We start from the raw sequence: 16,073 nt of genomic DNA, 5'->3' as shown, positions 1-16,073 counted from the left end.
TTTTAGTACCTAGTCTTAGTATCATGGATGGTGTCAAAATGAAAAGAAATAAACGGGAAAGACAAAAGAATTTACAGCAGACTATAAAAGAAAATCCGTTTGTAACCGATGAAGAATTAGCAGAGCAGTTTTCTGTTAGTGTACAAACGATTCGTTTGGATCGTCTTGAGTTATCCATTCCTGAGCTAAGAGAACGAATTAAAAATGTAGCAGAAACAAAGTTTGATAACGAAGTCCGATCCCTTCCCATTGAAGAGGTAATTGGTGAAATTATTGATATTGAATTGGATAAAACAGCCATCTCTATTTTTGATGTAAAAAGTGAGCATGTTTTTAAACGAAATGGCATTGCTCGTGGACATCATTTGTTTGCACAGGCCAATTCTCTAGCTGTTGCTCTTATGGACGAGAAAATAGCCTTAACAGCAAAAGCCAATATCCACTTTATTCAATCTGTTAGGGAAAATGAACGTGTGGTAGCTAAAGCGAGAGTTGTAAAGAATGAACGTGAAACAGGTCGGACCACTGTAGAAGTGAATAGTTATGTGAATCAAGAGCTCGTTTTTAAAGGGAATTTTGAGATGTATCGAACGAAAGAATAAAATAGAAGTCTTAACATAGAAATCCTCGCCAAACCATATTCCAAGGCTTAAACGTGGATGGTGGATAAGGAGTTGTGAACAACAATCATGAGAATTGCAATAGACGCAATGGGTGGAGATCACGCCCCTAAAGAAATTGTTTTAGGTGCAGTAAAGGCGGTAGAAGCCTTTTCTGACCTTGAGGTTGTACTCGTTGGAAATGAAACAAAAATAAAGGAATACATAAAGGATTCCAAAAGAATTGAAATTATTCATACAGATGAGGTAATCCTTGGAACTGATGAGCCTGTGAGAGCAGTACGCAGAAAGAAAAATGCTTCCATGGTTTTGGCTGCAAAAGAAGTGAGTGAAGGAAGAGCAGATGCATGTATTTCAGCAGGAAATACAGGTGCCTTAATGGCTGCTGGCTTATTTATTGTTGGCAGAATTGAAGGGATTGAACGTCCAGCTTTAACTCCAACTTTACCAACCATTGGAGGAGAAGGCTTTGTTTTACTTGATGTTGGAGCCAATGCTGATGCAAAACCAGAACATCTAGTTCAGTATGCATTAATGGGTTCGGTATATAGTGAAAAAGTAAGGGGAATCGATAAACCGCGAGTAGGTTTATTAAATATTGGAACAGAAGAAAAAAAGGGAAATGAACTAACAAAACATACATACGAATTTTTACAAAAAGCAGATATTCACTTTATTGGTAATGTAGAAGCTCGAGATCTGCTTAATGGCGTTGCTGATGTAGTAGTAACAGATGGGTTTACTGGAAATATGGTGTTAAAAACGATCGAAGGTACGGCCATGTCCATTATGAAGATGTTAAAAACTTCTCTTATGTCGAGTATGAAGAGCAAATTAGCGGCAGCGGTACTTAAACCAAATCTATACGGATTAAAAACGAAAATGGATTACTCAGAATATGGTGGCGCTGGACTTTTTGGTTTAAAGGCTCCGGTTATTAAGGCGCATGGTTCATCTGACGCTAATGCAATCTACAATGCCATTAGACAAGCGAAAACAATGGTTGATCATAAAGTAATCGAAAAAATTCAAGAAGCTGTACAAAAATAAATAGAAGATCATGTAGGAGGAAAAAATGGGTAAAGTAGCATTTATCTTTCCAGGGCAAGGTTCGCAAACAGTTGGGATGGGGAGGACATTAGCAGAGTCTTATAAACCATCAGAACAATTTTTTAAAGATGCAGATCAAAAATTAGACTTTCCGCTTTCAAACCTCATTTTTGAAGGTCCGCAAAATGAACTCACTTTAACGAAGAATACTCAACCAGCATTGTTAACAACGAGTATGGCAATACTTGAACATTTTAAACAATCTGGGATAACACCAGACTATGTAGCGGGTCATAGTTTAGGAGAGTACTCTGCTCTTGTGGCTGCAGGTGCTTTTTCGTTTGAAGAAGGCGTATATGCAGTTCGTAAAAGAGGAGAATTTATGGAAAATGCTGTACCAAATGGTGAAGGAGCAATGGCGGCTGTACTAGGACTTGATCGTGACAAACTCACAGAAGTAACGAATGAAGTCACAGAAAGTGGAGATCCTGTTCAATTAGCGAATATTAATTGTCCTGGTCAAATCGTGATTTCTGGAAGTACAAGAGGAGTTGAACTTGCTGGAGTCAAAGCTAAAGAAGCAGGTGCTAAGCGTGTGATTCCCCTTGAAGTAAGCGGACCGTTTCATTCGAAGCTAATGGAACCAGCCGCTGAAAAATTAGCAGAGGTACTGGAAGAAATGACGATTCATCAAGCAAAGGTCCCTGTTATAGCTAATGTTACGGCAACACCAATGACAGAACCAACAGAAATTAAAACGAAGCTAATTCAACAACTTTATTCTCCTGTACAATGGGAAAAAACAGTGGAAAATTTAATTGAGTTAGGTGTAGATACATTTATTGAAATAGGTCCAGGGAAAGTTTTATCAGGACTTGTTAAAAAGGTGAGTCGCTCTGTGAAGACCTATGCTGTATCTGATATTGAAACAAGTGAAGCTGTAATGGAAGCACTAAAGGAGGGAACACGATGAAACTAGTTGGAAAGAAAGCATTGGTAACGGGCGCTTCAAGAGGAATCGGTCGAGAAATCGCCCTTGAATTAGCTAGACAGGGCGCGGATATTGCTGTCAATTACGCTGGAAGTGAAGCGAAAGCTAACGAAGTCGTTGATGAAATTAAAGCGCTAGGAAGAGAAGCATTTACTGTTCAGTGTGATGTTTCAAATAGTGATTCAGTGGCAAATATGATTAAGGAAACCATTGAACAATTTGGTGGACTTGATATTTTAGTGAATAATGCAGGGATTACTCGGGATAATCTTCTTATGCGTATGAAGGAAGACGAATGGGATGCTGTAATAGATACAAATCTAAAAGGCGTTTTTCTTTGTACAAAAGCAGTCACAAGACAAATGATGAAACAAAGAAGCGGACGTATTATTAATATTTCATCTGTTGTTGGTGTTAGCGGGAATCCTGGACAAGCTAATTATGTAGCAGCAAAAGCAGGTGTAATTGGGTTAACAAAAACAAGTGCCAAAGAACTTGCATCAAGAGGGATTACGGTTAACGCTGTAGCTCCTGGATTTATTACTACGGAAATGACTGATACTTTATCGAAAGAAATCCAAGATGAAATGCTAAAAATGATTCCATTAGCTCAATTTGGAGAACCGAAAGATATTGCGAATGCTGTCGTATTTTTAGCTTCTGACGACAGTAAGTATATTACAGGTCAAACCATCAATGTAAATGGTGGAATGGTGATGTAAAAAAGGTTTCACTTTTATATAGAAATCCTCTATAATGACCTGAGGGGAGGTGAACAAACAATGGCAGAAGTATTAGAACGCGTAACAAAGATCATTGTAGACCGTTTAGGTGTTGAAGAATCTGAAGTAAAATTAGAGGCTTCATTCAAAGATGATCTTGGTGCAGATTCCCTAGATGTAGTTGAACTTGTTATGGAACTTGAAGATGAATTCGATATGGAAATCTCTGACGATGATGCTGAAAAGATTGCAACAGTCGGTGATGCTGTAACTTACATACAAGCAAAACTATAATCATTAGATTTAAGAAAAAGCTCCGTTTTTTACGGGGCTTTCTTCAATATATAGATAGAAAATGGAAATGTGAATGAATTAATGGATAAAAGCTTTATAAAGCTTTTGCGTTTTTATCTATTATTACGTAAACTTTTATAAGTAAGTGATATAAATAATAAGGTGGAATTTACGTGCGCAAGTATGGAAAAGAGAAAAAAACCACACGTTCAAATGATAAACAATTCATTGAACTCCAGGAGAAGATCGGAATCTCTTATACGAATATTAAACTTTTGAAACAAGCTTTTACTCATTCATCTTATGTTAATGAGCATAGGCGGAAACCATACGAAGATAATGAAAGGCTTGAATTTCTGGGAGACGCCGTACTTGAATTAACGGTATCGAAATTTCTATATCAAAAATATCCGATGATGAGTGAAGGAGAACTGACAAAATTAAGAGCTGCGATTGTCTGTGAGCCTTCTCTTGTTTCCTTTGCCAATGAATTGGATTTCGGTAAGTATATTTTACTTGGCAAAGGAGAGGAATTAACGGGTGGAAGAACAAGACCTGCTTTATTGGCCGATGTTTTCGAGGCTTTTGTCGGCTCATTATTTTTAGATAAAGGAATTGAAATCGTTTATCAATTTTTAGAAAAAATTGTCTTTCCTAAAGTGGATGCAGGCGTATTCTCATATGTAATGGATTTTAAAAGTCAGTTACAGGAATGGGTTCAGCGTGACAATGCAGGACCGCTTGAATATAAGATTTTAGTTGAAAAAGGACCTGCACATAGTCGAGAATTTGTTTCAGTCGTTTTATTAAATGGAATTGAGATTGGCACTGGAGCGGGTCGCTCTAAAAAGTCAGCAGAACAACATGCCGCTCAAATGGCTCTGGAGAAGCTTAAAACACATTTACATAAACCACTTTCAGAAACGCATCCAGAGTAAGGAGGAACTAAGGTGTTTTTAAAACGATTGGATATAGTAGGCTTCAAATCGTTTGCTGAGCGAATAGCAGTGGATTTTGTTCCAGGTGTTACGGCGGTTGTCGGTCCTAACGGTAGTGGAAAGAGCAATATAACCGATGCTATTCGCTGGGTTTTAGGAGAACAATCTGTAAAGTCACTTCGTGGGTCAAAAATGGAAGATATTATCTTTTCAGGAAGTGATTCCAGAAGAGCTCTTAACTTTGCTGAGGTTACTCTCACATTGAATAATGAGGATGGAGCACTGCCAATTGATTATAATGAGATTAGTGTGACCCGTCGAGTTTTTCGCTCAGGTGATAGTGAATTTTTTATTAATAAAAAGGCATGTAGATTAAAAGACATTATTGATCTTTTTATGGATTCTGGACTTGGTCGGGAAGCTTTTTCCATTATCAGTCAGGGGAAAGTTGAAGAAATTCTTAATAGTAAACCAGAAGATAGACGGACCATATTTGAAGAAGCAGCAGGTGTATTAAAGTATAAAACAAGAAAAAAACAAGCTGAGGGTAAATTAAAAGATACGGAAGAAAATCTAAACCGAGTGAGTGATATTCTTTTTGAATTAGAAAGTCAAATTGAACCATTGAGAATTCAAGCTTCGATGGCAAAAGATTATCTAGCGCAAAAAGAAGAATTGCAACAAGTAGAAGTAGCAGTAACGGTTTATGAAATTGAAGAGCTTCATAAAAAATGGGAAAAACTTACCGAAACCGTTGAAGAATATAAACAAATGGAATTAAAGCAAACAACAGCTCTGCAAGCAAAAGAAGCTGGGTTTGAGCAATTAAGAGATCAAATGACCGCTTTAGATGAATCCATTAATGATTTACAGACGGTACTTCTACAAACGAGTGAAGAATTAGAAAAGCTTGAAGGTCGTAAGGAAGTATTAAAAGAAAGAAAGAAAAATGCCTCACAAAATAGAGAGCAGTTAGAAAGTAATGTTGACGAGCTTTCAACAAAAGTTGCACAGTTACAAGAATACAAAGAAACTCTCGAAAATCAACTTAGTGTTCTAACACAAGAGGCGACTTCTTGTAAAAATCAATTAAAAGAAAAACAAACAAAATTAAATCTGTTAAATGAAAATATTGAACAAAAAATTGAAGATTTAAAGAGTGAATATATTGAGGTTCTTAACAAGCAGGCGGCTTCAAAAAATGAATTAACCTTTATCGAAAAACAGTTAGAGCAATTACAAAAAAGAAATGTTAAGCAAGTGGATGATAATGCAAAATATATTGCTGAGAGAGATGCCATCCAATTAAAAATAGCGGAAATAAAAGAGTCGCTAGAAACGGTTAAGCAGGAAATGAATGCTCATATTGCTTTATACCGTGAAGAAAATCAAAAACTTGAAAACTTAAAGAACTCGTATGATAAACAAGAAAAAAACCTGTATCAGGCTTATCAATATGTTCAACAAACGAAATCTCGTAAGGAAATGCTTGAAGAAATGGAAGAGGGTTTCGCTGGATTTTTCCAAGGGGTAAAAGAAGTATTAAAGAAAAGAGGAAGTGTATTAACGGGGATTGAAGGTGCCATCGCTGAGATCATTTCTGTTCCAAAAGAATACGATGTCGCGATTGAAACGGCATTGGGTGCAAGCATGCAACATATTGTCGTACAGGATGAACAACATGCAAGAGCTGCCATTGGATTTTTAAAACAAAATCGTTATGGACGGGCTACATTTCTGCCCTTAAATGTCATTAAGGGTAGAAAGCTTGCTCAAAACCAGTTAAGAATGATTGAAAGTCATCCATCATTTATCGGAATTGGATCTGATCTAATTTCGTATGACACCAAGTATAATGAGGTTATCACGAATCTTCTTGGAACTGTGGTGATAACGAGTGATTTAAAGGGAGCAAATGAAATGGCGAAGCTCCTTCAATACCGCTGTCGGTTTGTTACCCTTGAAGGTGATCTTGTAAATGCAGGGGGATCAATGACAGGCGGTGCCGTTAAGCAGAATTCGACTTCATTATTATCTAGGAAAACAGAATTGGATGAAGTGAAGGTTAAGCTTGCTGACATGGTTGAAAAAACAGCCAAGCTAGAAGACAAAGTTAAAGAGTTGAAGAATGAGGTAAAGAATAAAGAAGTAGATGTGGAGCAAATTCGTAAAACGGGTGAGGGATTAAGATTAAAAGAACAAAGAATTCAATCTCAGCTTAGAGAAACAGAGCTTCAAGAGAAAAATCTAAATGAGAGATTGTCGGTCTATGATTTAAGCAAAAAAGAATATGAGAATGAGTATGGGAAGAATATGGACCGAAAAGAAGTTGTTAAAGCCTTATTGTTAGAGTACCAGAAAAATATTTTACATCTTGATCATGAAATTCAGCAATTAAGCGAACAAAAAGATCAACAAAATTTATCAAAGGACACCTTGTTGGCTGAAATAAGCGAATTAAAAGTATTAGTAGCCTCTAAAAATCAACAATTAAATCATTTGAAAGAGAGAATGATAGAGGTAAGTAATGATTTAAAGGAAAGTGAAAAGAAACTGAAGTTTTATAAGGAAGACTTACAATTACTGACCTCAGAGATGTCTGAGAATTCTTCAGGTGAAATTCAATTAGAAAAAGCAGCACATGAGAAATTACATGATAAAAATGAAACGATCTCCCTAATTGCATCAAGGCGTGAAGAGAGACTACAGTTGCAAGGGAAACATGATGATCTTGATTTAGAGATTAAAGAATTGAAACGTCAAATAAAAGGTTTAACAGGCGTTATGAAGGACGAAGAGGTTCGTTTGAATCGATTAGATGTAGAGTTAGATAACAAACTGGCCCATTTGAGTGAGGAATATTTATTATCCTTTGAGGCAGCAAAAGAAGAATTTCCTCTTAGCCTTCCAATCGATGAGGCAAAGAAAAAAGTGAAATTAATTAAGCTAGCTTTGGATGAATTAGGGAATGTCAACATAGGTGCAATCGATGAGTATGAGCGCGTTTCTGAACGTTACGAATTTTTACTAGAGCAGAAAAATGACTTAGTTGAGGCAAAGGATACTTTGTTCCAAGTAATTGATGAAATGGATGAAGAAATGAAGAAAAGATTCCAGCAAACGTTTGAAGGGGTCCGTTTTCATTTCGAATCTGTGTTTAAAGAATTATTTGGTGGTGGAAGAGCTGATTTACGTTTAACAAATCCAGATGATTTATTAAACACAGGTATTGACATAGTTGCACAGCCACCTGGAAAAAAACTGCAAAATTTAGGCTTATTATCAGGCGGAGAGAGAGCTTTAACTGCCATTGCCCTTTTATTCTCAATTTTAAAAATCCGACCCGTACCATTTTGTATTCTAGACGAAGTCGAGGCAGCGCTTGATGAAGCCAACGTATATCGTTTCAGCCAATATTTGAAAAGTTATAGTAAAGAGACGCAATTTATTGTGATCACCCATAGAAAAGGGACAATGGAGGAAGCGGATGTACTATATGGTGTAACCATGCAGGAATCTGGAGTTTCCAAACTTGTTTCAGTACGCCTTGAGGATACTCATGAATTAATGGCTCAGTAGCCTAAGGGACGAACCATTTATTGATAGGAAGTGATGATATGAGCTTTTTTAAGAAGTTAACAGAAAAATTCACCAAACAAACGGAAAGTGTAACAGAGAAATTTAAAGAGGGTTTAACAAAAACGAGAAATAATTTTTCCGAAAAAGTAAATGACCTCGTTTCTCGGTATCGGAAAGTGGATGAAGAATTCTTCGAGGAACTAGAAGAAATTTTAATTCAGGCTGATGTTGGTTTTGACACAGTCATGAACTTAATAGACGAACTGAAAAAAGAGGTTAAGAGAAAAAATATCCAAGATCCTAAAGATGTTCAAGATACGATTATCGAGAAATTGGTTGAGATTTATCAAAATGGAGAAAATGAGTCAACACAATTAAATATCCAAGAAAATGGACTCACCGTTATTTTATTTGTCGGTGTGAACGGGGTAGGTAAGACGACGACTATCGGGAAATTGGGTCATCAATTTAAATCAGAAGGTAAGAAGGTATTGATGGCAGCAGGTGATACATTTAGAGCAGGTGCTATTGAACAACTTGAGGTTTGGGGAGAAAGAGTTGGAGTAGATGTCATTAAACAATCAGCCGGTTCTGATCCTGCTGCAGTTATGTATGATGCCATTCAGGCTGCTAAATCAAGAAATGCAGATATACTCTTATGTGATACGGCTGGGCGTTTGCAAAATAAGGTTAATTTAATGAAGGAATTAGAAAAAGTGAAGCGTGTCATTGAACGAGAAATCCCTGGTGCTCCTCATGAGGTACTCCTTGTTCTTGATGCGACGACAGGGCAAAATGCGATGATTCAAGCAAAAACCTTTAAAGAAGCTACAAATGTATCAGGTATTGTCTTAACAAAGTTAGATGGAACAGCCAAAGGGGGAATCGTCCTAGCGATTAGAAATGAACTGGACATCCCCGTTAAGTTTGTTGGTCTAGGGGAAAAAATGGATGACTTACAATCCTTTGATGCCGAGAAATACGTTTACGGATTATTTGTTGGAATAGCAGAACCAGAGTAATCCTGTCTAACTAGTGATCCTAGCCACTCGGGGTCATAAGCTGTGACGGTGAGAAGGTAAAGAGCAACCTTCCCGCCATCTCATCTTATGCCTGTGGGACTTGCACAGGATGTGCAGACATCGACGTTCGCCACAGGACGTGGCGGTCTTTAGTCGATGCTCCTTTATTAAGGCGCTTCCGCTTTTCTGTTTGTCTAGCTGCGGTGGCTAGCCCCTCGGGGTCATAAGCTGTGACGGTGAGAATGTAAAGAGCAACCTTCCCCCCATCCCATCTTATGCCTGTCGGACTTGCACAGGATGTGCAGACATCGGCGTTCGCCACAGGACATGGCGGCCTTTAGTCGATGTTCCTTTACTAAGCCACCTACGCTTTTCAATGAGTAAAGTAAATTTTCTTGACAATAATGGGGGCTTTGTGTAGACTATTGGTTGTTAAGGTTTTTTACTTAACATAGGGGGAATGGCGATGCTCGAGAAAACAACGAGAATGAATTATTTATATGATTTTTATCAATCGTTGTTAACACCAAAGCAGCGCAGTTACATGGCACTTTACTATTTAGAAGATTATTCATTAGGTGAGATTGCCGAAGAGTACGATGTAAGTCGCCAAGCTGTATATGATAATATTAAACGGACTGAATCCATGCTTGAAGAATATGAGAAAAAGCTTTTATTATTTGAAAAGTTCCAAGAAAGAAGTAAGCTTGTTGAAGGAATGAAAGAGCTTTTACAAGAAGACTCACCATCTCTTCAAAAAATGTCTGAATTGGTTACAAAGCTTGCTAAATTAGAATATTAGGAGGCGGCATGCATGGCATTTGAAGGTTTAGCCGACCGACTTCAGAGTACAATCCAAAAAATCCGTGGTAAGGGTAAGGTAACGGAAGCTGACGTTAAAGAAATGATGCGTGAAGTTCGCCTTGCTTTACTTGAAGCAGACGTGAATTTCAAAGTTGTTAAAGAATTTGTAAAAAAAGTCAGCGAACGCTCTGTTGGACAAGAAGTGATGAAAAGCTTAACTCCAGGACAGCAAGTCATTAAAGTTGTTAAGGAAGAATTAACGCAATTAATGGGTGGAGAGCAGAGTAAGATTGCTGTAGCCACAAGACCACCAACGGTTATTATGATGGTTGGTCTACAGGGTGCGGGAAAAACAACGACTACTGGAAAACTGGCAAACTTATTACGTAAGAAATATAACCGTAATCCTATGCTTGTAGCAGCTGATATTTATCGTCCAGCGGCCATTAAACAGCTTGAAACATTAGGTAAGCAACTCAGTATGCCTGTATTTTCCCTAGGGGATCAGGTAAGCCCAGTCGAGATTGCCAAACAAGCCATTGAAAAAGCAAAAGAAGATCATCATGATTATGTGTTAATTGATACAGCGGGAAGACTGCATGTTGATGAAGACTTGATGGATGAGCTTAAACAAATAAAAGAGTTAACAAGTCCACATGAGATTTTCTTAGTGGTTGATGCCATGACAGGTCAAGATGCTGTCAATGTGGCTGCATCCTTTAATGAACAGCTTGGTTTGACTGGAGTTGTCTTAACTAAACTTGATGGGGATACCCGTGGTGGAGCAGCCTTATCGATTCGTTCTGTAACGAATACACCAATTAAATTTATTGGTCTTGGGGAGAAAATGGATGCAATTGAACCGTTCCACCCAGAAAGAATGGCATCTCGTATTTTAGGGATGGGAGATGTTCTAACTCTAATTGAAAAAGCACAGGCTAATGTAGATGAAGAAAAGGCACGTGAGCTTGAGCAAAAAATGCGCACTGCTTCGTTTACATTTGATGATTTCCTTGAACAACTTGGACAGGTTCGAAATATGGGACCGCTTGATGAGTTGTTAAAAATGATGCCTGGCGCTAATAAAATTAAGGGCTTAAATAATCTTCAAGTAGATGAAAAACAAATTTCTCATGTCGAAGCGATCATTAAATCCATGACAAAAGAAGAAAAAGTTCGACCTGAAATCATCAATGCAAGCAGGCGCAAACGAATTGCTAAAGGGAGTGGGACTTCTGTACAGGAAGTAAACCGTTTACTAAAGCAGTTTGATGACATGAAAAAAATGATGAAACAAATGACTGGAATGGGTCAAAAAGGTAAGAAAAAAGGTGGGTTTAAGCTACCATTTAATCCATTTTAACTCCCATGAAGGAAGTTAACGTCTTTGGCAGATGCTGTAGATTTTTAAAGATATTAATTGCGCTAGATCGATAAAAATCTAGGTGCAAATTTGCCGAGGAAAACTTGATTTAATGAAGTATTTTACACTGACAAGAAAAAATACTTTACAAACATAAAAACAATTGATAATATAATATCTTGTGTGAAACTATTCGGAGGTGCTGATTAATTATGGCAGTAAAAATTAGATTAAAACGTATGGGAGCAAAAAAAACTCCTTTCTATCGTATTGTAGTAGCAGATTCTCGTTCTGCTCGTGATGGACGCTTTATTGAAACAGTTGGAACTTACAATCCAGTTGCTCAACCGGCAGAAGTTAAAATTGATGAAGAGATCGCTCTAAAATGGTTACAAAATGGTGCAAAACCATCTGATACAGTTCGTAACCTTTTCTCTAATCAAGGAATTATGGAGAAATTCCATAACCTAAAAAACGGTAAGTAATCGTATCAGCTATGAAAGAACTTATTGAAACGATTGTTAAACCTCTTGTTGATTTTCCAGATGATGTACAAGTTACGGTCCAAGAAGAGGAAACCCGAATTACCTATCAACTCTCTGTTAACAAAAGTGATATGGGAAAAGTGATTGGTAAGCAGGGGCGTGTTGCAAAAGCCATTCGTACAGTTGTGTATGCGGCTGCGAGCACATCCCTAAAGAAAAAGGCGTACTTGGAAATTAAGGAGTAGCAAGAATAGAACAAGCGCAAAGCCATTTAAAGGTGTTTGCGCTTTTTCTATATGTTCATACTGAAAGAGCAGGTGATCTTTAAATGAAATTATTACAATCTGTTTCAATTTTGCGCGTATTAACAGAAAAAAGCAAACAGGATCTTCAAGATAAATATCATACCGAAAAAAGTCAATTACATAAAGAATGCGAGCAATTACAATTTCAAATGAAGAAACTTGAAAAAACGAAAAACTTTCAGCAGGAATCTTTGGTAAAATCATTTAATAAAGAAATTGAAACGAGACTTCATAAAATACAACAAATTGAGTTTCAACTGGAACAATTACATATGCTACCTTTAGGTAGTGAAATAAAGGAACAAGAAATGCAGGGTCTAATTGATGTACATGAAGGAGATCACTGGAGTAATATTTCCAATGAACGAGCTATAGTCATCAAAGATGATACCATCATTGAAATTAGATAGGGGTGAACAGATATGGAAAAGTGGTTTAATGTTGGCAAAATTGTTAATACACATGGAATCAAAGGAGAAGTAAGAGTGATTTCACGTACAGACTTTCCACATGAAAGATATAAAAAAGGAAACGTCTTGTACATTTTTCTCCCAAACTCAACTCAACCGTTAGAGGTTAAGGTTCAATCACACCGTACCCATAAAAACTTTGATTTATTGACATTTGAAGGGTATAACAATATTAATCAAGTGGAAGGGTTTAGAGATGGGATTCTAAAGGTCCCTGAAAGTCAATTATCAGATCTTCCAGAGAACGAATTTTATTTCCACGAAATCATTGGTTGTACCGTGATCACGGATCAGGGCGAGGAGATCGGTAAAGTGAAAGAAATATTAACGCCTGGAGCAAATGATGTTTGGGTGGTAAAAGGTAAAGGTGGTAAAGAGCAGCTTATCCCTTATATTGTGGATGTTGTAAAGGATATTAATATTTCCGAGAAAAAAATTATCATTACACCAATTGAGGGATTATTATCATGATGAAAATTGATGTTTTGACTATATTTCCAGAGATGTTCTCGGGTGTATTAGGTCATTCTATTTTAAAAAGAGCAGAAGAAACAGGTGCTGTTGCCTACAATATTGTCAACTTTCGTGATTACGCAGATAACAAACATCAAACAGTTGATGATTATCCATATGGTGGCGGAGCAGGTATGGTATTAAAACCACAACCGATTTTTGATGCAGTGAATGACTTAACGCAAAAATCTTCTTCTAAGCCAAAAGTCGTCTTACTATGTCCTCAAGGGGAACGTTATGATCAGAAAAAAGCAGAGGAGCTATCAAATTCGGAGCATCTTATTTTTATTTGCGGTCATTATGAAGGTTATGATGAACGGATCCGAGAGCATATTGTCACAGAAGAAATCTCGATTGGTGATTTTGTTTTAACAGGTGGAGAATTAGGAGCGATGGTTATCATTGACAGTGTCGTTCGATTGTTACCCGGCGTTTTAGGAAATGAACAGTCACATATAAAAGATTCATTTAGTACAGGTCTATTAGAACATCCCCATTATACCCGTCCAGCTGATTTTAGAGGAATGAAGGTTCCGGAGGTATTAATGTCAGGGAACCATCGTCTTATTGAAGAATGGAGAGGGAAAGAATCCTTAAAAAGAACTTATCTAAGACGCCCGGATTTATTAAAGGATTTTGAGTTAAATGATCAGCAGAAAAAATGGTTAGAGGAAATAAAACAAGAGCTGTGAAATTGTCACCATGTATGTAAAAATATTTTATTCTAGAAGGGTACCAGCTATTGTTTTTCGTTCTAAATTATGCTATTATACATTTTGTGACTTGAACCAGTAGTGGTTTCTGTCCTATAACGATGTTCCGCTGCAGTTTGCAAATTTTTTGCAAGAGCATCTGTTGGAAGGAGTTGAAAACGATGCATAAATTAATAGAAGAAATCACAAAAGAACAACTTCGTACTGATATTCCTCCATTCCGTCCTGGTGACACTGTACGTGTACACGTAAAGGTTGTTGAAGGAACTCGTGAGCGTATTCAGGTATACGAAGGAGTTGTGATTAAGCGTCGTGGTGGTGGAATTAGCGAAACATTTACAGTTCGCAAAATTTCTTACGGTGTAGGCGTTGAGCGTACATTCCCAGTCCACACACCAAAAATTGCGAAGCTTGAAGTTATTCGTCGCGGTAAAGTCCGTCGTGCTAAACTTTATTATCTACGTAATTTACGTGGTAAAAAAGCTCGTATTAAAGAGATCCGATAATCAAAATCATGGAAGTGCTGCTTTAGAAATGTTGACATACTCCTTTTTGGGGAATGTCAACATAGCACATCCTGTAATTGATAAGGACCTTGTGAAAAAAAACATTTCATACATATACGTGATGCGAAATGAAAGGAGCTTGTCTTACAACAAGCTCCTTTCATTATTTTAATTATCTCAAAAATAATGTAAAATAACTTATAGTGTATTTTATTATATATAATTGTTGCGTTTATTTTTGTAATATAATTTACCAGAGAATGGTGGGAGAGTCGTTAATGAAGAAAAAAAATGAACTCTGGGAATGGATCAAAGCACTCGTCGTTGCAGTTGTTCTTGCTGCTGTTATTCGTTATTTCTTTTTTGCACCCATCGTAGTGGATGGTTTGTCGATGTTCCCGACACTTCATGACCAAGATCGAATGATAGTAAATAAATTTAGTTATACGATTGGTGAACCAGACAGATTTGATATTATTGTTTTTCATGCACCCGAAAATAAGGATTATATAAAACGTATTATAGGGTTACCAGGGGATGAAATAGAATATAAAAATGATACGTTATATGTGAATGGCGAGCCCTATGAGGAGCCCTACTTAGAACACCTGAAAAATGATCCAACATTAGATGGTCCATTAACAGAACCCTTTACATTGATGGAAAAAATCGGACAGGCTACGGTTCCAGAAGGAGAACTCTTCGTTATGGGAGACAATCGTCGCTATAGCAAAGACTCGAGACATATTGGCACCGTTCCAATGGAAGAAGTACTTGGCAAAACTAGTATCATATACTGGCCATTGGAAGATGTGGGCTTAGTAAAGTAGAAAGACAGGAGGAATCATTTTGACGATACAATGGTTTCCAGGACATATGGCAAAGGCAAGAAGACAGGTAACTGAAAAGTTAAAGCTAATCGATATTATTTTTGAATTAGTGGATGCGAGAATCCCGCTGTCTTCTCGAAACCCAATGATTGATGAAATTATTCAGCACAAACCAAGAATTATCCTATTAAATAAAGCGGATATGGCTGATAAACAGATTACAAAAGAATGGATTGAATATTTTCAGGAAAAGGGATTAAAAGCATTGGCGATTAATTCTAAGACTGGTTCTGGAATGAGAGAAATTGTTTCAGCAGCACAGGAAATTTTAACAGAAAAATTTGATCGGATGAAAGCGAAAGGGGTTAAACCGAGAGCGATTCGGGCAATGATTGTCGGAATTCCAAATGTTGGTAAATCAACGTTGATCAACAGATTAGCAAAAAAAAATATTGCAAAAACAGGGAATACTCCTGGAGTTACAAAGGCACAGCAATGGATTAAAGTAGGAAAAGAACTAGAGCTCTTAGACACGCCAGGAATTTTATGGCCTAAGTTTGAGGATCAAGAAGTTGGATTAAAGCTTGCGTTAACGGGTGCTATTAAGGATGCTATATTAAATCTTGAAGATGTTGCCATTTACGGTTTAAAGTTTCTTGAACAGAACTATCCAGATCGTTTAAAGGAGCATTACAATGTGGAAGCAGGAAAATCTCAGGAAATTGTAGAAATATTTGATGCGATCGGTAAGAAGAAAGGATGCTTTATTGGTAATAGTGGAGTTGACTATGATAAAGTGACCGATTTAATTATAAGAGAGCTTCGAAATGAAAAATTGGGGCCTATCTCCCTTGAACGGCCAGAATGA

At 37.2% G+C, this 16,073-nt stretch carries 18 protein-coding genes; all 18 read left to right on the top strand.

All coding sequences use genetic code 11. The annotated features are described in order from the left end of the window. The first annotated feature begins 38 nt into the window (after positions 1–38). The 18 genes from fapR to ylqF all read left to right on the top strand — a co-directional run bounded on the left by fapR (position 39) and on the right by ylqF (position 16,073). A complete protein-coding gene (gene fapR, locus Q5760_RS16380; protein ID WP_428912609.1) occupies positions 39–602 on the top strand; it encodes a transcription factor FapR in 564 nt (187 codons plus the stop codon). An 87-nt stretch (positions 603–689) separates the two neighbouring features. Then, on the top strand, positions 690–1,670 hold the full coding sequence (plsX, locus tag Q5760_RS16375; protein ID WP_428908693.1) for a phosphate acyltransferase PlsX: 981 nt from the start codon (positions 690–692) through the stop codon (positions 1,668–1,670). 25 nt (positions 1,671–1,695) lie between these two features. After that, on the top strand, positions 1,696–2,643 hold the full coding sequence (fabD, locus tag Q5760_RS16370) for an ACP S-malonyltransferase (RefSeq protein ID WP_428908692.1): 948 nt from the start codon (positions 1,696–1,698) through the stop codon (positions 2,641–2,643). After that, entirely contained in the window at positions 2,640–3,383 is a 744-nt protein-coding gene (gene fabG, locus Q5760_RS16365; protein WP_428908691.1) for a 3-oxoacyl-[acyl-carrier-protein] reductase, read from the top strand. Before fabD ends, fabG begins: the two co-directional genes overlap by 4 nt. A gap of 60 nt (positions 3,384–3,443) precedes the next feature. After that, positions 3,444–3,677: an acyl carrier protein gene (locus tag Q5760_RS16360; protein WP_338469853.1), complete on the top strand. Its 234-nt coding sequence runs from the start codon at positions 3,444–3,446 to the stop codon at positions 3,675–3,677. Positions 3,678–3,850: 173 nt separating this feature from the next. Then, positions 3,851–4,615 (top strand): ribonuclease III, encoded by a 765-nt coding sequence (gene rnc / locus Q5760_RS16355; RefSeq protein WP_428908690.1) that lies wholly within the window; start codon positions 3,851–3,853, stop codon positions 4,613–4,615. A gap of 12 nt (positions 4,616–4,627) precedes the next feature. After that, complete coding sequence (smc, locus tag Q5760_RS16350) at positions 4,628–8,194, top strand: chromosome segregation protein SMC (protein WP_428908689.1); 3,567 nt, start codon at positions 4,628–4,630, stop codon at positions 8,192–8,194. A gap of 38 nt (positions 8,195–8,232) precedes the next feature. Beyond that, a complete protein-coding gene (gene ftsY, locus Q5760_RS16345) occupies positions 8,233–9,216 on the top strand; it encodes a signal recognition particle-docking protein FtsY (RefSeq protein ID WP_428908688.1) in 984 nt (327 codons plus the stop codon). Between the two features lie 466 nt (positions 9,217–9,682). Then, entirely contained in the window at positions 9,683–10,018 is a 336-nt protein-coding gene (locus Q5760_RS16340) for a putative DNA-binding protein (RefSeq protein ID WP_428908687.1), read from the top strand. Between the two features lie 12 nt (positions 10,019–10,030). Then, entirely contained in the window at positions 10,031–11,383 is a 1,353-nt protein-coding gene (gene ffh / locus Q5760_RS16335; protein ID WP_428908686.1) for a signal recognition particle protein, read from the top strand. A gap of 212 nt (positions 11,384–11,595) precedes the next feature. Next, a complete protein-coding gene (gene rpsP, locus Q5760_RS16330; protein ID WP_428908685.1) occupies positions 11,596–11,868 on the top strand; it encodes a 30S ribosomal protein S16 in 273 nt (90 codons plus the stop codon). An 11-nt stretch (positions 11,869–11,879) separates the two neighbouring features. After that, entirely contained in the window at positions 11,880–12,113 is a 234-nt protein-coding gene (locus tag Q5760_RS16325) for a KH domain-containing protein (protein ID WP_428908684.1), read from the top strand. 83 nt (positions 12,114–12,196) lie between these two features. Then, entirely contained in the window at positions 12,197–12,583 is a 387-nt protein-coding gene (locus Q5760_RS16320; RefSeq protein WP_428908683.1) for a YlqD family protein, read from the top strand. 12 nt (positions 12,584–12,595) lie between these two features. Continuing rightward, entirely contained in the window at positions 12,596–13,114 is a 519-nt protein-coding gene (gene rimM, locus Q5760_RS16315; protein ID WP_428908682.1) for a ribosome maturation factor RimM, read from the top strand. Then, the gene (gene trmD / locus Q5760_RS16310) at positions 13,114–13,848 is read left to right on the top strand and encodes a tRNA (guanosine(37)-N1)-methyltransferase TrmD (RefSeq protein WP_428912608.1); all 735 of its coding nucleotides are present in this window, start codon (positions 13,114–13,116) and stop codon (positions 13,846–13,848) included. The genes rimM and trmD overlap by 1 nt, the downstream gene beginning before the upstream one ends. Positions 13,849–14,030: 182 nt before the next feature. Further along, complete coding sequence (gene rplS / locus Q5760_RS16305) at positions 14,031–14,375, top strand: 50S ribosomal protein L19 (protein WP_428908681.1); 345 nt, start codon at positions 14,031–14,033, stop codon at positions 14,373–14,375. Between the two features lie 278 nt (positions 14,376–14,653). Next, positions 14,654–15,205, top strand: a complete 552-nt coding sequence (gene lepB / locus Q5760_RS16300; protein ID WP_428908680.1) for a signal peptidase I — start codon at positions 14,654–14,656, stop codon at positions 15,203–15,205. Positions 15,206–15,224: 19 nt separating this feature from the next. Beyond that, complete coding sequence (gene ylqF, locus Q5760_RS16295) at positions 15,225–16,073, top strand: ribosome biogenesis GTPase YlqF (RefSeq protein ID WP_428908679.1); 849 nt, start codon at positions 15,225–15,227, stop codon at positions 16,071–16,073.

Source organism: Niallia sp. Kr1 (genome assembly GCF_050389805.1).
Taxonomy (GTDB): Bacteria; Bacillota; Bacilli; order Bacillales; family Cytobacillaceae; genus Bacillus_BD.
Note: the sequence above shows the minus strand (reverse complement) of the source record. Positions and strands in the feature narration are given on the sequence as shown.